Source organism: Modicisalibacter radicis, assembly GCF_900961225.1.
In the GTDB taxonomy this organism is placed as follows: Bacteria; Pseudomonadota; Gammaproteobacteria; order Pseudomonadales; family Halomonadaceae; genus Modicisalibacter.
This window is the reverse complement of sequence record NZ_CAAHFN010000011.1, coordinates 1-20,951: the sequence shown is the minus strand read 5'-3', so window position 1 is coordinate 20,951 and position 20,951 is coordinate 1. Positions and strand designations below refer to the sequence as shown.

Below are 20,951 nucleotides of genomic sequence, written 5' to 3'. Positions count from 1 at the left end.
CGCCGCTCTCGCCCTTCAGCGCGGGCTGAAGCGCCGTTGCAGCCCGGTCTCGGCGATCAGCCGGGTGGAGATCTCCTCGATCGAGAAGCGCGTGGTGTCGATGTTGGGGATATGATAACGGCGGTACAGCGCTTCGGCCTGCTGAATCTCCTGCAGGCACTGGTCGATCGAACAGTAACGACTGTTGGGCCGGCGCTCGGTGCGAATCGCCGCCAGTCGCCGTGGGTCGATGGTCAGGCCGAACAGCTTGTGGCGGTAGGGCGCCAGGGCATTGGGCATCTTGAGGTTGCCGTCCTCGTCCTGGTCGTCCTCGGTCAGCGGATAGTTGGCCGCGCGAATGCCGAACTGCAGCGCCAGATAGAGCGAGGTCGGCGTCTTGCCGCAGCGCGACACGCCGGTCAGGATCACGTCGGCGGTATCGTAGTGATGAGTGCGCGCCCCGTCATCGTTGTCCAGCGCGAAGTGGACCGAGTCGATGCGGTGCATGTAGACGTCGTCGCGGCCGATGGCGTGGGTACGCCCCACCGAGTAGGAGGAGTGGGCCTTGAGTTCCTCCTCGAGCGGGGCCAGGAAGGTGGTGAAGACGTCGACCTTGAAGCCCGGCGCGCGGCCGATGATGTCGCGGATGGTCTGATCGACGATGGTGTCGATGATGATCGGCGTCTCGCCATCGCGGGCCGCGGTGGCGTCGATCACCTCGGCGAGGTTGTGCGCCTTCTCGTTGCTGTCGATGTACGGCTTGGTGACCATCTTGATGTCGAGGCTTTCGAACTGGGCCAGCAGGCTGCGGCCCAGGGTCTCGGCGGTAATGCCGGTACCGTCGGAGATGAAGAAGGCGGTGCGGGACATGCTCTTTTCTCGCGGAAAGTTCATCGCATTGTCGGCGTTCGGCGCCGGCGCGACAAGCCGCTGCCACCGCCGACTACAGGAACGTGACGAAAAGAACGCATGTTGTAAAAATACTCCAGTGACTTCGCTATTAGACTAATGGCGAATACGACCCCCGCTTGGTAGGGTGCTGACATCTGCCAGGACGGCGCATTCGGCGCCCAGGGCGCAATGGATCGAAACGAGGGGGCCTCACTTGGAACACTACATCGAATGGTTCGATAGTCTCGGTATGGACGATGTCGAGCGGGTGGGCGGCAAGAACGCTTCGCTGGGTGAAATGATTTCCAACCTGGCCGGTGCCGGTGTCACGGTACCCGGCGGCTTCGCCACCACCGCCTTTGCCTACCGTCAGTTCCTGGCCCATGAGAGGCTCAACGAGCGCATCAACGAAGCCCTGGCGCGACTCGATGTCGATGACGTCAACGAGCTGGTGCGCGTGGGCGGCGAAATACGCCAGTGGGTGATCGATACCCCGTTGCCGCCGGAGTTCGAGGCGGCGCTGCGTGATGCCTATCGCGAACTCGAATCGCGTCATACCAACCTCAAGGTCGCGGTGCGCTCGTCGGCGACGGCGGAAGACCTGCCCGACGCCTCGTTCGCCGGCCAGCAGGAAACCTTCCTCAACATCGAGGGTTTCGACAACGTCAAGCGGGCCGTCCACGAGGTGTTCGCCTCGCTGTTCAACGACCGGGCGATCTCCTATCGCGTGCATCGCGGCTTCGATCACGACCAGGTGGCGCTGTCGGCGGGGATCCAGAAGATGGTGCGCTCCGAGACCGGCGCCAGCGGCGTGATGTTCACCCTGGATACCGAATCGGGCTATCGCGACGCGGTCTTCATCACCGGCTCCTGGGGATTGGGCGAGACCGTGGTGCAGGGCGCGGTCAATCCCGACGAGTTCTACGTCCACAAGCCGACGCTGGCCGCCGGCCGGCCCGCGGTGCTGCGCCGGACGCTGGGCTCCAAGCTGATCAAGATGACCTACACCGAAGACGCCTCGGCGGGCAAGTCGGTGCAGACCATCGATGTCGCCCCCGCCGATCGTGCGCGCTTCTGCATCGACGACGAGGCGGTGATGGCGCTGGCCCGCCAGGCGGTGACCATCGAACAGCACTACGGCCGGCCGATGGATATCGAGTGGGCCCGCGACGGCGACGACGGCAAGCTGTACATCGTCCAGGCGCGCCCGGAGACGGTGGTTTCCAACCAGCAGGGCGGCAAGCTCGAACGCTTCCAGCTCAAGGAGAAGGGCCGGCTGCTGATCTCCGGGCGGGCGATCGGCCAGCGCATCGGTCGCGGGGCGATCAAGGTCATCGAGACCTCGGCGCAGATGGACAAGGTCAACAACGGCGACATCCTGGTCACCGACATGACTGACCCCGACTGGGAGCCGGTGATGAAGCGCGCCTCGGCGATCGTCACCAACCGCGGAGGGCGCACCTGCCACGCGGCGATCATCGCCCGTGAACTGGGCATCCCGGCGGTGGTGGGCTGCGGCGATGCCACCGAGGTACTCGAGGACGGCCGCGAGGTCACCGTGTCCTGCGCCGAGGGCGATACCGGCCACGTCTACGACGGGCTGCTCGACTACGACTGCACGACCACCAGCGTCGACAGCATGCCCGACCTGCCGTTCAAGATCATGATGAACGTCGGCAACCCCGACCGGGCCTTCAACTTCGCCAGCCTGCCCAATGCCGGCGTCGGCCTGGCGCGTCTCGAGTTCATCATCAACCGCATGATCGGCGTGCACCCCAAGGCGCTGATGGAATACGACCAACAGCCCGCCGACCTGCAGCAGATCATCGACGTGCGCACCGCCGGTTACCGCGATCCGGTGACCTTCTACGTCGACAAGCTGGTCGAGGGCATCTCGACCCTGGCGGCGTCGTTCTATCCCAAGCCGGTGATCGTGCGGCTGTCGGACTTCAAGTCCAACGAGTACGAGAACCTGATCGGCGGCAAGCTCTACGAGCCCGGCGAAGAGAACCCGATGCTCGGCTTCCGCGGCGCGGCGCGCTATATCTCCGAGACGTTCCGGCCCTGTTTCGAGCTCGAGTGCCAGGCGCTCAAGCGGGTACGCGACGAGATGGGTTTCGACAACGTCGAGGTCATGGTGCCGTTCGTGCGCACGCCGGACGAAGGGCGTCAGGTGGTCGAGCTGCTCGAGGCCAACGGTCTCAAGCGAGGCGATCGTGGCCTGCGCATCATCATGATGTGCGAACTGCCGACCAACGCCCTGCTGGCCGAGGAGTTCCTGCAGTACTTCGACGGCTTCTCGATCGGCTCCAACGACCTGACCCAGCTGACGCTGGGGCTGGACCGGGACTCGGGGATCGTCGCCCATCTGTTCGAGGAGCGCGACCCGGCGGTCAAGAAGCTGCTGGCGATGGCCATCGCCGCCTGCCGCAAGCAGGGCAAGTACGTGGGTATCTGCGGACAGGGGCCATCGGATCACCCCGATCTCGCCAAGTGGCTGATGGAGCAGGGTATCGACTCGGTATCGCTGAACCCCGACGCGGTGCTCGAGACCTGGTTCATGCTGGCCGGTGAAACGCTGGCCTGATCGACCCTGAGGGCGGTGACGACACCCGGTGCGTTACGCTACGCGCCGGGCGTCGTCACGCCGGGCGTCGTCGTGTCTGCCCGGCGCCGCGCGCCGGCATTCTCGATGGCCACAAGCGCAGGGTGACGGATGTGTCTGGGCTCAGGAGTGCAGCCAGTTGCGCAGCTTGAGCAGCAGCAGTTCGCCATCGCTGAGTTCGTGGCGTTCGGCCAGTACCTCGGCGAGCAGCGCCGGTCGGTCGGTGATGATGTTGTCGACGCCGAGGTCGATCAGCCGCGACATCTGTGCCCGACCATTGACCGTCCAGGCATGCAGCGCATAGCCGCGGCGATGGATGGCATCGGCGAGATCCTCGTCGATGCGGTTGTAGCGCAATCCCACCGCATCGATGGCGCCCAGGTTGAGGCCTCCGCGCATCACGAACTGGGCGAAGAGCGTGGTGCGTAACGTCGGCTCGCGCCGCTCCACGGCGCGGATCACCGCGGGCGACAGCGAAGCGAGGATGAACCGGTCGTAGCGTTGACGCGGCAGCTGGTCGAGCACCGCGTCCACCAGCTTCTCGGCATTGCCGCCGCTTGGCTTGAGTTCGATATACAGATTGCTGCGCCCCCGTGACAGTCGCAGAACCTCCGCCAGGGTAGGGATGCCCTGGCCGACATAGCCGTCGCCGAACCAGCTGCCCACGTCGATCTGACGAATGGTCTCGAGCGTCATGTCGCTGAGTCGTGCATCCAGGCCGAGCAGGCGTTGCAGGCTGTCGTCGTGGGAAACCACCACCTGGCCGTCGGCGCTGAGTCGAACATCGAATTCGATATAGTCGGCGCCGTCGTCGATTGCCTGCTCGAAGGCCGCCAAGGTATTTTCGGGAGCCGCGACCGAACTGCCGCGATGGGCGGTGATGGTCACGTCGTCGCGCAGGGTGAAGCTGTTGAGCACCACAAAGGCCTGGCTGGCGGCGAATGCCAGGACCAGCAGTTCGGCGCCCCAGGCGACCCAGGCCGGATGGTCGCGCGGCGTGGGTGCGGGGGGGCGTGGCTGGCGATGGGCCAGCCGCAGGTAGATGCAGCCGATCATCAGGCTGTTGACGGCGACGCCGACGAACGTCACCGCCAGGGTCAGCAGGACATAGAGCGTCAAATAGCCCAGCATCGCCGGCAGCAACACGGTCACCCGTTCGGGCAGCCACAGCAGCAAGGGGGTCGCGAGGGCGTCGAACAGCGCCGAGGCGAGCACCGGCAGAGCGATAATCAGCAGCAGCGGCAAGCCGATCGGCAGCGCCAGGCGCCGCAGCCGGTGGCGTGTCAGTGCGCGGCTGCGGCGCAGGGCGGCAAGCGGGCCCAGGTCTTCGAGGATCAGGCTGGGCAGGGCCAGCGACCAGCGCAGATAGGCATGCAGCGCCATGGCCAGCCAGATCAGCGCCGGCAGGCTGGCCGCGGCCAGGAACTGCCACAGCGCCGGCGGCTTGACCTGTGAGATGTAATAACTCTCCATGTCGCCGAGCAGCCATTGATAGAGCGCGCTCAGCAGCAGCAGTGGCGGCAAGGCGATCGCCAGCTGGATGCCCACCTGGACAAGGGTCAGCAGCACGACCCCGGGTAGCCGGCGGAAGGTGCTCCACAAGGCATCCAGGGCAAGGCGGTAGCGGTAACCCGAGGGGCGTGCCGCAACCAGCAGCATGCCCGATTGCTGCAGGCTGAGCAGCAGCGTGGTGAAGCCGATCGCGCCGAGCAGCCAGACCAGACCGGAGGGGGACAGGGCGGTATCGAGCAACTGCGGCCCGGTCAGCACCGGGCGCCCGACCTGCCCCAGCAGCGCCGCCAGTGTCGAGGCACCGGCCGGCAGCAGCAGGGTGGTCGCGAGCAGGGTGAAGAACAGGTGGAAGGCGACCAGCGGCCGCCAGTGTTCGCGTAACGAAAGACTTGCAGCGGTAATCAGCGCGCGCGGTGTCAGTGACGAATCGGTGTCAGGCATGTTTCAAGGGTGGCATCGGCGGTCATGGCTGGCAATGCGGCGCGGTCGAGCCCGGATGCTGACAGAGGTGGCCTGCGTTCAGGCGGCCTGCGTTCAGGCGGCCTGCGTTCAGGCGGTCGATCCCGGGAATCAGCTTTCCAGCGACAGGCGGCGCTCGGCAACGACGATGCCATTGTTGTCGGCATACAGCCACTGCCCGGGGCAGATCGTCACGCCGGCGAAGGTCACGGCGATGTCGCACTGGCCTTCACCGCGCTTCTCGCTGCGGCGCGGATGCGCGCCAAGTGCCTGGACGCCCAGTTCCAGTTCGGCCAGCGCATCGACGTCGCGCACGCAGCCGTGAATGACCACGCCGCTCCAGCCGTTGTCGATGGCCATTTCGGCGAGCTGGTCGCCGAGCAGCGCGCAGCGCAGCGAGCCGCCGCCATCGACCACCAGTACGGCTCCCTCGCCGGGTTCGCCCAGCGCTTCTCTGACCCGTGAGTTGTCCTCGAAACACTTGACGGTGCGTATCGCTCCGCAGAAGGACTCGATACCGCCGACATTGGCGAACAGCGCGTCGAGGACATTCACCTCGGGATGAGCGTCGCAGATATCCGGTGTAACGATGTGGGTCATGGTGGGCTCCTGATCGGCTAACGTTGGCTGGATGGATCTGACAACCCCGAGCATGGCATAGCCGAGAAGTCGCGAGGAGCACTCATTGTCGCCTTTTTGTGGGTCTTCCTTGGCGGCCGTAATAAGAACGCCGGGAACGAATCCCGGCGTTATATCCCGCAGGCTGGTCGTGGTCAGAAGCGCCAGCCCACGGAGGCGGTGAATGAGTCGATCTGGTAATCGCTGTCGAAGTCGTAGCGCTCGTATTCGGCACGTACCAGGAGCGGATCGAAGTTTAGCTGTGCGCCAACGCCGTAAACCGGATCGGTGCCGTCCTGATCCTCGAGATCGGCATTGAGTCCGCCGAGGTTGCCGTCGACATCGGTCTCCCACTTGGCGATCCCGGCCTTGGCGAAGGCGGTGAACCAGGAGGTAATAGGTAACTGGCCGACGGCGCTTACCCCGTAGGCACTGGATTCTAGATCGGTATTGGCGCCATCGTTGCCTTCCAGGCGGGTCTTGCCCAGGTTCGAATAGAAGACTTCGGTGGCGAAGTAAGGGTTGAATTCGTAGCCAACGAAGCCCTTGAAGGAGTTGTCGTCATCGTCGACGTCGAAGTCGTCGACGCCCGACTCGACGAAATTGTCGATGTCGTCGTTGTCGTTCTCCAACGAGCTGAAGCCGGTACCCACGCCCAGATAGAGCCCCTTTCCGGCATCGGCCGCCAGGACGGCGGGGGCGGCGGCGGTCAGGGCGGTGGCCGTCAGTGAGGTGGTAAGCAGCGTTCTGATTTTCACGAGTGTTCTCCTTGATGAATGCTCATATTCAAGCAACTGCCGAGGCGGCCGCTCGGTGCCGTATCAAGGCACCTGGACGTGTGGCCGTCTCGCGGGATGGCGTCCTGCCGGTTCACGCGCGAGGTGACATACGCTCGATCGAGACTTCGTCAGGCTAAGTCGAACACTGTTCGATGGCAAGCTGCCGTTGGTTACAGAACGTAATGGCGCATGGGGCACCAAAAAAAGCGCCCCGCCAGGGGCGGGGCGCTTCGGTCATCGATTGACGATGTTGCGAGCATCGGAATCGAAAGGTCAGGCTTGTTCGGCGAGCGGAATCACGTTGGATGCCGCTTTCTGGAACTCCTCGATCTCGTGGAAGTTCATGTAACGGTAGATTTCGCCGGCCATGGCGTTGAACTCGCCCATGTAGCCGCGGTATTCCTCGACACTCGGCAGGCGCCCGACCACGGCGGCGACTGCGGCCAGTTCGGCCGAAGCGAGATAGACGTTCGCTCCGTCGCCCAGGCGGTTGGGAAAGTTGCGGGTCGAGGTCGAAACCACCGTCGATTTGGGCGCGACACGCGCCTGATTGCCCATGCACAGCGAGCAACCGGGCATCTCCATGCGCGCGCCGGCACGCCCGTAAATGCCGTAGTACCCTTCCTCCGTCAACTGATGCTGATCCATCTTGGTCGGCGGTGCAAGCCACAGACGCGTCTTGAGGCTGCCGGCGGGCTGTTTCTCGAGCAGCTTGCCGGCGGCGCGGAAGTGACCGATGTTGGTCATGCACGAACCGATGAACACTTCGTCGATGGTCTCGCCGGCGACCTGCGAGAGCAGCCTGGCGTCGTCGGGGTCGTTGGGCGCGCAGAGCACCGGTTCGGTGATCTCGGAAAGATCGATCTCGATCACTTCGGCATAGTCGGCATCGGCGTCGGCACGCATCAGCGCGGGGTCGTCGAGCCACTCCTGCATGCCGGCGATGCGCCGTTCGATGGTCCGCCGATCGCCGTAGCCCTGGTCGATCATCCATTTGAGCAGGGTGATGTTGGACTTCAGGTACTCCGCCACGCTGTCCTCGGAGAGCGTGATGGTGCAGCCGGCCGCACTGCGTTCCGCGGAGGCGTCGGACAGCTCGAAGGCCTGTTCGGCGGTGAGATCCTCGAGCCCCTCGATCTCCAGAATGCGTCCGGAGAAGGCGTTCTTCTTGCCCGACTTCTCGACGGTCAGCAGGCCCTGCTGGATGGCGTAGTAGGGGATCGCATGAACCAGGTCGCGCAGGGTGATGCCCGGCTGGCGCTCGCCCTTGAAGCGCACCAGCACCGATTCCGGCATGTCCAGCGGCATCACGCCGGTGGCGGCGGCGAAAGCCACCAGACCCGAGCCGGCGGGGAACGAGATGCCCAGCGGGAAGCGGGTGTGCGAATCGCCGCCGGTGCCGACGGTGTCGGGCAGCAGCATGCGGTTGAGCCAGGAGTGGATGATGCCGTCGCCCGGACGCAGCGAGACGCCGCCGCGATTCATGATGAAGTCGGGCAGGGTGTGGTGGGTCTCCACGTCGACCGGCTTGGGGTAGGCGCTGGTATGGCAGAACGACTGCATCACCAGGTCGGCCTGGAAGCCCAGGCAGGCAAGGTCCTTGAGCTCGTCGCGGGTCATCGGCCCGGTGGTATCCTGCGAGCCCACGGTGGTCATCTTCGGCTCGCAGTACATGCCGGGGCGCACGCCGTCCATGCCGCAGGCCTTGCCGACCATCTTCTGCGCCAGGGTGAAGCCCTTGCCACTGTCGGCGGGCTGCTCGGGCGTCTTGAAGACATCGGAGGGGCCCAGGCCGAGTTCATTGCGTGCCTTGTCGGTCAGGCCGCGGCCGATGATCAGCGGGATACGGCCGCCTGCCCGCACTTCGTCGAGGATCACCCGGGTCTTGAGTTCGAAGGTCGAGATCACTTCGTCGCTGTCGTGGCGGCAGACCTTGCCTTCGTAAGGGTAGACGTCGATCACGTCCCCCATCTCGAGCCTGGAGACGTCCATCTCGACGGGCAGGGCGCCGGCATCCTCCATGGTGTTGAAGAAGATCGGCGCGATCTTGCTGCCGAAGCAGAAGCCGCCGGCACGCTTGTTGGGCACGTGCGGGATGTCGTCGCCGAAGAACCACAGCACGGAGTTGGTGGCGGACTTGCGCGACGAGCCGGTGCCCACCACGTCGCCGACGTAGGCCACCGGGAAGCCCTTGGCCTTGACCGCATCGATCTGTTCCAGCGGTCCCTTGACACCGGGCTCGAGCGGCTCGATGCCGTCGCGCGGATTCTTGAGCATGGCGTTGGCGTGCAGCGGGATGTCCGGGCGCGACCAGGCATCCGGCGCCGGTGACAGGTCGTCGGTGTTGGTCTCGCCGGGCACCTTGAAGACCGCCAGGCTGATCTTCTCGGCCAGCGCCGGCTTGGCCAGGTACCATTCGGCGTCGGCCCACGACTGCAGCACGTTCTCGGCCACGCCATTGCCGTTCCTGGCACGCTCGGCGACGTCGTGGAAGGCATCGAACATCAGCAGGGTGTGCTTGAGCTGTTCGCCCGCCTCGTTGGCCAGCGCTGCGTCGTCGAGCAACGTGACCAGGGTGGCGATGTTGTAGCCGCCCTGCATGGTCCCCAGCAGCCTGACCGCATGAGTCTTGTCGATCAGCGGCGAATCGGCCTCGCCCTTGGCGATGGCGGTCAGGAAGCCGGCCTTGACGTAGGCGGCCTCGTCGACGCCCGGCGGAACGCGATCGGTGATCAGCTCGAGCAGGAACTGTTCTTCGCCGGCCGGCGGGTTCTTGAGAAGTTCGATCAGCGCGGCGGCTTGCTCGGCATTCAGCGGCTTGGGCGGTACGCCCTGGGCAGCGCGCTCCTCGACATGGTGGCGGTAGGCTTCAAGCACGTGTGGGGACCCTCATCAATTATCGGAATCCAGCGGGGCAGAAAAGAGGGACCAGATAGTGACGCATGTCGCTTAAATGGCTTTTTTCTGTTTCCGCTGGCCCTATTTGAGCCGAGCGCATTCTACGGGAAACTGTCGACAATGTTAAGCGAGACGGTTCCGGCCGGCTGCGCCGTGGCCTCTTTGCCGCATTCCGATCGGGCCGGCCGGTCGCTGGTCCTGGCCTGGCGCGTTATGATGGAGGCTCTTTCGGGAGGGCTCGATGTCGCAACGTATTGTTTCGCCCTGCGTAGGGCTTTGTTCGACCACCGTGGGCGATTCGGTCTGCCGTGGCTGCCAGCGCCACGAAAGCGAGATCCGCGACTGGTTCGTCTACAGCGACGCAACGCGGCGCGAGGTGATGCAGCGGCTGGATGCCTGGCGGGCCCGGATCGCCGGCGAGTACCTGTCGGTCAGCGATGAGGCGCAGCTCGAGGCGCAACTGGTGCGTCATCGCATACGCCATCGCCCCGACCAGCCGGCGCTGTCGCGTGCCGTGGAGCTGTTGCGGGTCGGCCGGGGGCGGATGCGCGACATCACGCGTTACGGACTGCAAGCCCACGGTAAAGGTTTGCATCTGTCGGCCGATGAACTCCACAAGGCGATCGCGACGGCGCTGATGGCTCACGCCGAAGCCCAGCGGCTCCATCCCGGCTCCACTCATAAGATGGGCTCTTTGCCATGACAGCGATGCAAGACGATTCCATGGAGGCGCTGCTGCCTGCCGAGCTGCTGGCTTTCCTGCCCTGCGCCACGCCCACGCTCTGGGTCGAGGCGGCACTGGCCAATCAGACGCTGTTGCTGATCGATCATGCGCAGTGCGAAAAGAAGGCGGCGTCCACGGCAATGAGCCTGATGTACCGCTACGTCGATCGTCCGCTGCTGCTGACCAAGATGTCGCAGCTGGCGCGTGAGGAATTGCTGCATTTCGAGCAGGTCGTCAAGCTGATGGAGGAGCGCGGCATCCAGTACAGGCACCTGAGTGCCTCGCGCTACGCCGACGGCTTGCGTCGCCACGTGGGCCGTGACGATCCCCAGAGGCTGATCGACATCCTGATCGTCGGCGCGTTCATCGAAGCGCGCAGTTGCGAGCGCTTCGCCCGCCTGATTCCGCACCTGGATGCCGAGCTTGCCAAGTTCTATCGCTCTCTGGTTAAGTCGGAAGGGCGACACTATGAGGATTACTTGATGCTGGCCCAGCGCTTCGCGGACGGTCCCATCGAATCCCGTATCGTCTTCTTCGCCGATCGCGAGCGCGAACTGATTGAAACGCCTGACGAAACGTTCCGTTTCCATAGCGGCCTGCCCGCCGTGGCCTGAGTCAACGAACGCTGTCAGGGCTCGCTGTCGTCGATAGAGCAACGCAGGAACCTATAACAATGGCACGGAACACTTCCGTCAATGCGCAGTTAACGTTATTCGGTCATTTCTCGCTCTCCCTGGGGGACGACACTCTCACCCAATTCAGCTACGACAAGGTCAAGGCGCTGCTGGTCCATCTGTTGCTGCAGGGACAGCCCGTCAATCGTGCGGCATTGGCCGAGCTGCTGTGGCCCGACCAGGGGCTCTCCTCGGGGCGTACCAATCTGCGTCATGCGCTGCATTGCCTGCGCCAGAGCCTCGGCGAGGAGGCCGGCCAGGTGCTGGCGGTGTCGCGCCAGACCATCGCCTTTCAGCTTCCCGACGACTGGCAGTTCGATCTGCACAGCATCGAAGGACTGCTCGCCGAAGCGCCGGACGTCGCGCGGCTAGAGCGCCTGATGACGCTCTACCGTGGCGATCTTGCCGGAGAACTGCAGCTTGCCCAGTGCGCCGAGTATCAGCGCTGGCTGGTGCGCATCCGTGGCGAATGGCGTCAGCGCGTGCTGGCCTACGCCGAGCAGGTGTTGCACGAGGTCGACGAGCTGCCCGATACGCTGTTGCGGACACTGGTCAGTCGTTTCTCCGGCTATGGGCCGTTTCACGAGCGGCTGATTCGTCAGTTGATCGAGCAGGGGCAGTCGGCGGCCGCGCACGAGGAGTACAACGCCTACCTGCAGCTGCTGGCCCTGTCGGGCCAGCAGCCCGAACCCAGCATCCTGCAGTTGGCGCGCTACTGGTCGGACACTGTCGCTGGTGAGCTGCAGCCGATGTCGCCGCAGGGCGCCTTTTCGCGCGCCCTTGCCGCTGACAGCCAGCCGGTGCGCGATGACGAGATCGAGCACCGCCAATTGTCGGTGATGGCCATTCGCCTGCGTCTGCGCGGCGAGTGGGAGGAGCGCGGCGAGGTGCGTGCCTGCCTGTCGCTACAGATCGAGTTGCTGCGCTGGCTCGAGCGTCAGTGCCACCATCTGGGCGGCTTCTGGCTGCCGGGTGCCACGGGGGGGCTCGGCCTGGCCTGCTTCGGTACCCATGGCCCGGCCCACCAGCTTGCCGAACTGGTCGCGCTCTACGAGCACTGCCGGCATGTCCTGCCCGAAGAGATCGCCCGGCAGTGGAGCGGCGAGAGCGCGTTGCCGCAATTCGAGCTGGCCGCGGGGCTGGACAGTGGCCGCGTGGTCTATCTGCCCGAGCGGCAACTGGTCGACCCGCTGGGCCAGGTCACCCAGCGTTCGCTCGATCTGATGAGCGTCGCCGAGGGCAGCGAACTGGTGATTTCCCAGGATGCGAGCCAGCACATGCCACCGGCGCTGGACCTGCAGCCGCGCCTGTCGTCGCGGCTGATGGCGAGCGACGGCAAGGTGCGCCTGCGCGCGCTGGTGCTGGGCGTCAACGAGGGCGGGCGCAACGCCACGCCGCCCGATTTGGTGGGGCGAGAAAACGCGCTGCGCAAGCTGCGCGATGCGCTGGCGCGCGCGGGGCTCGGGTTGCGCCAGAGCATGCTCGTCCAGGGCGCTTCGGGGATGGGCAAGTCGGCGCTGATGGTCAGCTTCCGGCAGCTGGTGCAAAGCGAGGACGTATCGCTGTGCTGGCAGTCGACCACCCGCATGTCGGTGCTCGAACCGTTCAGCATCGCGCGTATGCTGTTACGTTGGCATTGCCAGGACAGGCTGGATGTCGAGGCCTTCGATCAGGTGTTGATGGAGCAGGGGCATGCCGGGCTCGTCGAAGCGCCCGAGCCCTGCCAGTTGTTGCATCGGGCGCTGGGCCTGGACAGCGACGGCGACAGCCTGGCCCTGGCGCAAAGCGGCGAGGCGGTCGACCTGCTGGTCGGCGTCCTTCATCAATTGATCGAGCGGGGCACGGCGGACAAGCCGTTGGTGATGATGGTCGACGATCTGCAGTGGGTCGACGAACCCTCGCTCAAGCTGCTCGCCGGCCTGCAGGCCCGGCTGCCGATCAATAGCGCCTTCCTGCTGGTGGCCAGCCACCACGGTCGCGAGCCGCTACCGGTCAAGTTGCACTGGGACCAGCAGCTCGTGCTCGACAGGCTCGATGCCATGCAGTCCTCGCGCTTGCTCTCGCAGCTGGCGCGACGCTACCGGCTGCATCTCAGCCCGCGTCTGCGCGGTCAGTTGATCGAGCGGTGCGATGGGGTGCCGCTGTATCTCCAGGAGATTTGCCGGCGCCTGGACATGGATCGCCGCGAGGGCCGCAGCGTGCAGGTCGACGAGCTGCCCCGCGGGTTGCTCGGGCTGCTCGCCAGTCGTATCGACCAGCTCGAGGGCGATCGCCACATCGCCCATGTCGCCGCCGTGCTGGGACGACAGTTCCGCCTCGATTTTCTCCAGGAGTGCGGCGGCCTCGACGAGGAGCGCCTGCGCCAGGGACTCGAACACATGCGTCGTCTGGAGATCATCGAGCCGGGCGAGCCGCATGGCGAATACAAGTACCAGTTCACCCATCCGCTGCTTCAGGAAGCCGCCTACCTGTCCTGTCCGCGGGACGTGCGATCGCGTATCCACCAGCAGGTGGTGGGGTTGATCGAGGAACGCTTTCCGATGTGGATCAGCCGCCATCCCGGCGACTTCGCGACACACCTGAGACGCAGCGGACACTTTACCCGGGGGGCGCGCTACTTCGAACTGGCGGCCCGCGAGGCCCTCAAGGTCAGCGCCAATCGCACGGCGTTGCGCATGGCCGATTCCGGGCTGGCCAGCCTGCGTCAGGTGGAGGGCCATACCGAGCGCGAGATCAGCCTGTTGACGGTCAGGGGGCAGGCGGCCTTTGCCCTGGAGGGCCATGGCTCGCCGATCGCCCACGAGAGCTTCGTCAAGGCGCGTGAACTGATCGAGGGCAGCCCCTGTGCCGACGAGGAAACCGAGCTGGAGCAGCGCTTCCTGGTCAAGTGGGGGCTATGGGTGGGTTGCAGCCAGCGTTTCGCCCACGCCGATGCCTTTTCGCTGGCCTCGAAGATGGCCGCGGTCGCGGAGCAATTGCCGGATCCGCGCTATCGTCGCCTGGCCGATTACGCCCGCGCGCATTGTGAATACTGGGCCGGGCGCGTCCGCGAGGCCAACGAGCATCTCGAGGAGATCGACCCGTTGCATCAGCCGATGATGCTCGAATGGTTGCCGTTCTCCGATCACCCGCAGGTGGCAGCGGCCTGCTATCAGGGGCGGTCGCTTTGCCTGCGGGGCGATTATCGCCGCGCCGAGCAGCAGATCGAAGCCGCCATCCGTCTCGCCGAGTCCTACAATCATCCCGGTTCGCTGGCGCTTTCGTTGCTCTTCGCCGCGGCGATGTACCGCCAGTTGGGGCACATCCACCTGGCGGGCGCGCGCGCCGAGCGTGCCTTCGAGGTCACGCGTACCCCGGACCTGCACATCTGGCACATGACGGCGCAGTGCGCACTGGGTTGGCACAAGGCGCTGGCCGGCGATCGGGCGGGCTTGACGATGGTCGAGTCGAGCCTCGAGGAACTGGCCGAGCTGGCCGGCCAGGACCGCTACCAGCGGCCGATGCTGTGGTATACCGATGCCTGTTTCGCGCTGGGCGAGCTGGCGCTGGCCGAGGACTATCTGGACCAGTGCTTGATGATCGCCCGCGAACGCGGGTCGCTGTTCGTGCCCGAGCTGTCGATCCACCTGGCGCGCGTCTATCAACGCCAGGGACGTTCTCCCGATACGGTCCGCCAGTTGGCCGAGCAGGCCCTCGAGCGGGCCCGCGAGCACGACGACCTGCACCACCAGTTATGCGCGCTCGAGTTGTGGCTGGATGTCGTCGATCCCGGTGACCGGCATGCCGGCGATGAACTGCGGCGGCTGCTCAAGGAGGTCGCTCACAGCGATGCCCCGGTGTTGCTGCGCTGGCGCACACTGCTCGACAAGCAGTTTTCGCGCCCGGCGGCCTTCGAGTCGTGACCGACCGGCACTCAGAGCGGGAATGACTCCAGCAGCGGGGCCGTCCGTCCATCGGCCCGTACCTGCCAGCCCCGGTCGCTGTGCCAGTCGCCGAGTACGATGCGTCGGGCGGGCTGCCCGTCGACTTCCAGGCGATGGACGTCGGGGCGGTGGGTATGGCCGTGAATCAACGTGCGCACCCCATGCTCGGCCATGATGTTCTCCACTTCACTGGGCGTGACATCCATGATGTCTTCGGCCTTGTTGGAGTTGGCTTCCCCCGATTGCTGACGAATCTGCTTGGCCAGCTCGAGGCGCTGCTCGACCGGCAAGGCCAGGATCTGCGCCTGCCACTGCGGGTCCCGCGCCTTGGCGCGAAACGCCATGTAGGCTTCGTCGCGGGTGCACAGGCTGTCGCCGTGCATCAACATGACCCGTTCGCCGCCCAGGTCTACGACGCTGGGGTCGGTCAGCAGCGTGGCGCCGGTGGCCGCGGCAAAGTCGTCGCCGATCAGGAAATCGCGGTTGCCGTGCATGAAGTAAAGCCGGGTGCCGGCGGCGCTCAGCCGCTTGAGTGCCGCGAGAATGCCGGCCTCGAATTCACCCTGGTAATCGTCGCCGATCCAGGCCTCGAACAGGTCGCCCAGGATGTAAAGCGTATCGGCATGGCGAGCCTCGCGCTCGAGATACTCGAGAAAGCCCTGGGCGATGGCGGGTTCGCCGGGATGCAGGTGCAGGTCGGAAATCAGCAGGGTCGTCATGACAACGGCCTTCAATGCAGGCGGATGGGCAGGCGTTGGCCCGCCTGAGGCGGGCCGGGAAACCTGGATCGTTCAGTCGCGGATCTCGGCACGCTCGAGGATGACGTCCTCGGCGGGTACGTCGGCGTGCATGCCGCGCCGGGTGGTCGGCACGGCCTTGATCCGCTCGACCACCTCCATGCCGGCGACGACTTCGCCGAAGACGCAGTAACCCCAGCCCTGCAGGTTCTTGCCGCGATGATCGAGGAAATCGTTGTCGGCGATGTTGATGAAGAATTGCGCGGTGGCCGAATGCGGGTCCTGGGTGCGCGCCATGGCGACGGTCCCCTTGCGATTCTTCAGCCCGTTGTCGGCTTCGTTGTCGATCGGCTCACGGGTGGGCTTCTGTTCGAAATCGATGTCGAAGCCGCCGCCCTGAACCATGAAACCGTTGATCACCCGGTGGAACAGGGTGTCGTCGTAATGCCCGTCGCGAACGTACTGTTCGAAGTTGGCGGCACTCTTGGGCGCCTTGTCATGGTCGAGTTGCAGGTGAATCTCGCCATAATTGGTATGCAATACAATCATTGGGATCTCGAACTGGCTGGGTGGAGCGAAACTGTCTGAGTGGCGCCTTGGCGAAGCGCGCGAGCGTCACGCTATAATAGCGGCTTTCGAGCGATGCGCGAAACCGCTCCTGGCGTTCGCGACATGGCCACACGCGTAGACAAGAGGTTCCTTGACGCCCCATGACCACTGAGAGCACCAGCGCCCCGAACTTCATCCGCAACCAGATCCGCGAGGAGGTCGACGCGGGCACGGTCGACAAGGTCGTAACCCGCTTCCCCCCGGAGCCCAACGGCTTTCTGCACATCGGCCACGCCAAGTCGATCTGCCTGAATTTCGGTATCGCCGAGCAGTTCGGCGGGGACTGCCATCTACGCTTCGACGACACCAATCCGGCCAAGGAGGAGCAGGTCTATATCGATGCCATCAAGGCCGATGTCGAGTGGCTGGGCTTCGAATGGGCCGGCAAGGTGCGTTTTGCCTCGGACTACTTCGACCAGCTGTACGCCTGGGCGCAGCACCTGGTACGCGAGGACAAGGCCTACGTCGACGACCTGTCGCCGGACGAGATTCGCGAGTACCGCGGCACGCTGACAGAGCCGGGCCGGCCGAGCCCGTATCGCGACCGCTCCTCCGACGAGAACCTCGATCTGCTCGAGCGCATGCGCAAGGGCGAGTTCGCCGAGGGCGAGAAGGTACTGCGGGCCAAGATCGACATGGCGTCGCCCAACATCAACCTGCGCGATCCGATCCTCTACCGCATTCGCCATGCCAGCCATCACCAGACCGGCGACAAGTGGAAGATCTACCCATCCTACGACTTCACTCATGGCCAGTCGGATGCCATCGAGGGCGTCACGCACTCGATCTGCACCCTCGAGTTCGAGGATCATCGACCGCTCTACGACTGGTTTCTGGCCAACCTGCCGGTGCCCGGCACGCCGCGCCAGATCGAATTCGCGCGGCTGAACCTCGACTACACGGTGACCTCCAAGCGCAAGCTCAAGCTGCTCGTTGACCAGGGCCTTGTCGATGGCTGGGACGATCCGCGCATGCCGACCATCTCGGGAATGCGCCGGCGGGGCTACACGCCGGGCTCGATCCGCAAGTTCTGCGAGATGATCGGCGTCACCCGCGCCGAGGGCGGCATGGTCGACATCGCCATGCTCTACCATGCCATCCGCTCGGACCTCGAGGACAACGCGCCAAGGGCGATGTGCGTGCTCAAGCCGCTCAAGGTCGTGCTGACCAACGTGCCGGCCGATCACGACGAGGTCTTCGAGGTCGCCGGCCATCCGGCCCGCGACGACATGGGCACGCGGCGTCTGCCGCTGACCCGCGAGATCTGGATCGACCGGGACGACTTCATGGAGGAGCCGCCGAAGAAGTTCTTTCGCCTGGCGCCGGGCAAGGAGGTTCGCCTGCGCAACGGCTACGTGATTCGTTGCGACGAGGTGCTCAAGGACGCTGGTGGCGATATCAGCGAACTGCACTGCAGCGTCGACTTCGATACGCTCGGCCAGAATCCCGAGGGGCGCAAGGTCAAGGGCGTGATCCACTGGGTTAGCGCCGAGCAGGCCGTGCCCGTCGAGGTGCGCCTGTACGACAACCTGTTCCAGGTCGAGGCGCCGGATCGCGATCGCGACGTCGATTTCCTCGAGCACCTCAACCGCGATTCGCTGACGGTCGTCGAGGGCTACGCCGAACCCGGCCTGGCGGAGGCCACGCCGGAGAGCCGCTATCAGTTCGAGCGAATCGGTTATTTCTGTGCCGACCGCCACGCTACGGCCGAGGGCAAGCGGGTGTTCAACCGCATCGTCGGGCTCAAGGACACCTGGGCGAAGATCCAGAAGAAGGGTTGAGCGCATGCAGATCTACAACACTCTGACCCGGCGCAAGGAACCGTTCACGCCGATCGAGGCGGGCAAGATCCGCATGTACGTCTGCGGTATCACCGTCTACGACTACTGCCATATCGGCCACGCCCGGGTGATGGTGGCGTTCGACGTGATCACCCGCTACCTGCGCAGTTGCGGCTATGACGTCAACTACGTGCGCAACATCACCGATATCGACGACAAGATCCTCCAGCGGGCCGACGAGAACGGCGAAACGATCAGCGCGCTGACCGAACGCATGATCGCCGCCATGCACGAGGACGAGGATCGCCTCGGCGTGCTGCGCCCCGACCACGAGCCGCGTGCCACGGCGCATATCGACGACATCGTGGCGATGATCGAGACGCTGATCGACAAGGGCTACGCCTATGCGGCGGCCAACGGTGACGTCTACTACCGGGTTCGCCGGTTCGCTGATTACGGCAAGCTCAATAACCGCGACCTGGATGAGATGCGCTCCGGGGCCCGGGTCGAAGTCGATGCGCACAAGGAGGATCCGCTGGATTTCGTGCTCTGGAAGGCCGCCAAGCCCGGTGAGGCGAGTTGGCCGTCGCCCTGGGGCGCAGGGCGCCCGGGCTGGCATATCGAATGCTCGGCGATGTCGACCTGCTGCCTGGGGGACACCTTCGACATCCACGGCGGCGGCCCCGATCTGACCTTTCCGCACCACGAGAACGAGATCGCTCAGAGCGAGGCGGCGACCGGCAAGCGCTACGTCAATACCTGGATGCATGCCGGTGCGGTACGCGTCGATCAGCAGAAGATGTCCAAGTCGCTGGGCAACTTCTTCACCATCCGCGATGTGCTGGAAGTGCACGATCCCGAGGTGGTGCGCTACCTGCTGGTGGCCAGTCACTATCGAAGCCCGATCAACTATGCGCCGGACGCGCTCGGCGATGCCCGTCGCTCGCTGGAGCGCTTCTATAATGCGCTGCAGGACGTGACGCCGGAGCAGGGTGAGCTCGACGGCCGTTTCGCCACACGCTTCACGGCGGCGATGGACGACGATTTCAACACCGCCGAGGCGCTGGCCGTGCTCTTCGAACTGGCCCGCGAGCTCAATCGCGCCAAGCAGGACGATGCCGCGCGGGCCCCGGCGCTGGCCTTCGAGCTCAGGCGCCTGGGCGGGTTGCTGGGGCTGTTCGAACAGGAGCCTGCGGTATTCCTCAAGGGGGGGAGCGATACGCTGCCGCTGCCCGAGGCCGATATAGAGGCGCGTATCGCGGCCCGGGCCGAGGCCAAGCGGGCGCGTGACTTCGTCGAGGCCGATCGCATCCGCGATGAGCTGGCGGCGCTTGGCATCGTGCTCAAGGACTCCCGGGAAGGAACGTCCTGGGTGCTGGAGCGGGGCCAGGCGTAGCCTGCCTGTAAAAACTGCCAGTCTGATCGTTGTCGGCGTTGCGGCGCTACGGACCGGCAACAGCAATGGACGGGGCGCGACCGATGTCGAGCCCCGCGAGGATCAACCGGGCAGTTGCCGTCAGTCGGTCATGTCGATGACGACCCGCCCCTCGATGCTGCCGGCGAGCATGCGCGCGAAGATATCGTTGATGTTTTCCAGCCGGTCGGCATGCACCGTGGCCTTGACCTTGCCCTCACCCGCGAAGTCCAGTGCCTCCTGCATGTCGAGGCGGGTACCGACGATCGACCCCCGCACGGTGATGCCGTTGAGTACCATGTCGAAGATGGGCAGCGGAAAATCCCCTGGCGGCAGGCCATTCAGGGCCACTGTTCCCCCGCGGCGTATCATGCCCAGCGCCTGCTCGAAGGCCACCGGCGATACCGCCGTCACCAGCGCGCCGTGGGCGCCGCCGATCGCCTGCTTGAGGTAGGCGGCGGGATCCTGCTGCCTGGCATTGACGGTGACCGTGGCACCGAGCCGTTCGGCAAGCGCCAGCTTGCTGTCGTCGATATCCACGGCGGCAACGTTCATGCCCATTGCCTTGGCATACTGCACCGCCATGTGGCCCAGGCCGCCGATACCGGAAATGACCACCCACTGACCGGGGCGGGTATCGGTCATCTTCAGGCCCTTGTAGACCGTCACGCCGGCGCACAGGACCGGGGCGATCTCCAGGAAGTCGACATTGTCCGGCAGCCGCCCGACATAGTCGGCCTGGGCCAGCGTGTAGCCGGCGAAACCGCCATTGACCGAGTAGCCGGTATTCTGCTGGGACTCGCACAGCGTCTCCCAGCCGCCCAGGCAGTGCTCGCAATGCCCGCAGGTGGAGTACAGCCAGGGGATGCCGACCCGGTCGCCCTCCTTGACATGCTTGACGCCATCGCCCACCGCGACCACGTGACCAACGCCTTCGTGGCCGGGAATGAACGGTGGCTCGGGCTTGACCGGCCAGTCGCCGTGGGCGGCATGCAGGTCGGTGTGACAGACGCCGGAGGCGGCGATCTTGACCAGCAGTTCGCCGGGGCCCGGCCGGGGGACCGGCGCTTCCTCGATGACCAACGGTTCGCCGAAGGTACGAACCACTGCGGCTTGCATGGTGGAATCCATGGCATGCTCCTTTGTTTTTTGCTTGGGACGGCACCTGGCGTAATCGCCGTGGCCGCTGGAACGCTGCGGGCGCAAGGCCCGCGGCGGCAGGCTCAGAAGAAGCCCAGCGGGTTGGTGTCGTAGCTGACCAGCAGGTTCTTGGTCTGCTGATAGTGCTCCAGCGCCATCTTGTGGGTCTCGCGACCCACGCCGGACTTCTTGTAGCCGCCGAAGGCGG

General features: G+C 65.2%; 15 protein-coding genes. 6 read left to right on the top strand and 9 right to left on the bottom strand.

The window, feature by feature from the left end; all coding sequences use genetic code 11:
• Nucleotides 1-15: 15 nt before the first annotated feature.
• Nucleotides 16-849, bottom strand: coding sequence for a posphoenolpyruvate synthetase regulatory kinase/phosphorylase PpsR (gene ppsR, locus HR9077_RS00105; RefSeq protein WP_136063898.1), 834 nt, complete (start codon nt 847-849; stop codon nt 16-18).
• 235 nt (nt 850-1,084) lie between these two features.
• Between ppsR and ppsA the strand changes: the two genes are divergently transcribed.
• Nucleotides 1,085-3,457, top strand: a complete 2,373-nt coding sequence (ppsA, locus tag HR9077_RS00100; RefSeq protein ID WP_136063896.1) for a phosphoenolpyruvate synthase — start codon at nt 1,085-1,087, stop codon at nt 3,455-3,457.
• A gap of 141 nt (nt 3,458-3,598) precedes the next feature.
• Here the strand turns inward: ppsA and HR9077_RS00095 are convergent, their stop codons facing one another.
• The 4 genes from HR9077_RS00095 to acnB form a co-directional block, all read right to left on the bottom strand.
• On the bottom strand, nt 3,599-5,428 hold the full coding sequence (locus HR9077_RS00095; RefSeq protein ID WP_136063894.1) for a glycerophosphodiester phosphodiesterase family protein: 1,830 nt from the start codon (nt 5,426-5,428) through the stop codon (nt 3,599-3,601).
• Nucleotides 5,429-5,557: 129 nt separating this feature from the next.
• Nucleotides 5,558-6,046: a ribonuclease E activity regulator RraA gene (gene rraA / locus HR9077_RS00090; RefSeq protein ID WP_136063892.1), complete on the bottom strand. Its 489-nt coding sequence runs from the start codon at nt 6,044-6,046 to the stop codon at nt 5,558-5,560.
• Between the two features lie 173 nt (nt 6,047-6,219).
• On the bottom strand, nt 6,220-6,822 hold the full coding sequence (locus HR9077_RS00085) for a porin family protein (RefSeq protein ID WP_136063890.1): 603 nt from the start codon (nt 6,820-6,822) through the stop codon (nt 6,220-6,222).
• Nucleotides 6,823-7,116: 294 nt separating this feature from the next.
• Nucleotides 7,117-9,720, bottom strand: a complete 2,604-nt coding sequence (gene acnB, locus HR9077_RS00080) for a bifunctional aconitate hydratase 2/2-methylisocitrate dehydratase (protein WP_136063888.1) — start codon at nt 9,718-9,720, stop codon at nt 7,117-7,119.
• Between the two features lie 262 nt (nt 9,721-9,982).
• Between acnB and HR9077_RS00075 the strand changes: the two genes are divergently transcribed.
• Genes HR9077_RS00075 through HR9077_RS00065 form a run of 3 tightly spaced genes read left to right on the top strand, consistent with a single transcriptional unit; the run spans nt 9,983 to nt 15,041 of the window.
• Nucleotides 9,983-10,444 (top strand): DUF1289 domain-containing protein, encoded by a 462-nt coding sequence (locus tag HR9077_RS00075; protein WP_136063886.1) that lies wholly within the window; start codon nt 9,983-9,985, stop codon nt 10,442-10,444.
• Complete coding sequence (gene miaE / locus HR9077_RS00070) at nt 10,441-11,079, top strand: tRNA-(ms[2]io[6]A)-hydroxylase (RefSeq protein WP_136063884.1); 639 nt, start codon at nt 10,441-10,443, stop codon at nt 11,077-11,079. Before HR9077_RS00075 ends, miaE begins: the two co-directional genes overlap by 4 nt.
• 59 nt (nt 11,080-11,138) lie before the next feature.
• Nucleotides 11,139-15,041, top strand: coding sequence for an AAA family ATPase (locus tag HR9077_RS00065; RefSeq protein ID WP_136063882.1), 3,903 nt, complete (start codon nt 11,139-11,141; stop codon nt 15,039-15,041).
• Between the two features lie 11 nt (nt 15,042-15,052).
• Here HR9077_RS00065 and HR9077_RS00060 read toward each other — a convergent pair whose 3' ends face one another.
• Both HR9077_RS00060 and HR9077_RS00055 read right to left on the bottom strand, forming a co-directional pair.
• A complete protein-coding gene (locus HR9077_RS00060) occupies nt 15,053-15,781 on the bottom strand; it encodes a UDP-2,3-diacylglucosamine diphosphatase (RefSeq protein ID WP_136063880.1) in 729 nt (242 codons plus the stop codon).
• 72 nt (nt 15,782-15,853) lie between these two features.
• A complete protein-coding gene (locus HR9077_RS00055; protein ID WP_136063878.1) occupies nt 15,854-16,348 on the bottom strand; it encodes a peptidylprolyl isomerase in 495 nt (164 codons plus the stop codon).
• Between the two features lie 161 nt (nt 16,349-16,509).
• On the opposite strand from HR9077_RS00055, the gene HR9077_RS00050 reads away from it, so the two are divergent.
• Both HR9077_RS00050 and cysS read left to right on the top strand, forming a co-directional pair.
• Nucleotides 16,510-18,189 carry a glutamine--tRNA ligase/YqeY domain fusion protein gene (locus tag HR9077_RS00050; protein ID WP_136063876.1) on the top strand — a complete coding sequence of 560 codons (1,680 nt, stop codon included), beginning with the start codon at nt 16,510-16,512 and terminating at the stop codon, nt 18,187-18,189.
• A 4-nt stretch (nt 18,190-18,193) separates the two neighbouring features.
• Nucleotides 18,194-19,585 (top strand): cysteine--tRNA ligase, encoded by a 1,392-nt coding sequence (gene cysS, locus HR9077_RS00045; RefSeq protein ID WP_136063874.1) that lies wholly within the window; start codon nt 18,194-18,196, stop codon nt 19,583-19,585.
• Between the two features lie 120 nt (nt 19,586-19,705).
• On the opposite strand, the gene adhP is transcribed toward cysS, so the two are convergent.
• Together adhP and HR9077_RS00035 are read right to left on the bottom strand one after the other, a co-directional pair.
• The gene (gene adhP, locus HR9077_RS00040; protein ID WP_031383773.1) at nt 19,706-20,734 is read right to left on the bottom strand and encodes an alcohol dehydrogenase AdhP; all 1,029 of its coding nucleotides are present in this window, start codon (nt 20,732-20,734) and stop codon (nt 19,706-19,708) included.
• A 92-nt stretch (nt 20,735-20,826) separates the two neighbouring features.
• On the bottom strand, nt 20,827-20,951 hold a 125-nt coding region (locus tag HR9077_RS00035), incomplete at its 5' end, for an aldehyde dehydrogenase family protein (RefSeq protein ID WP_136063872.1).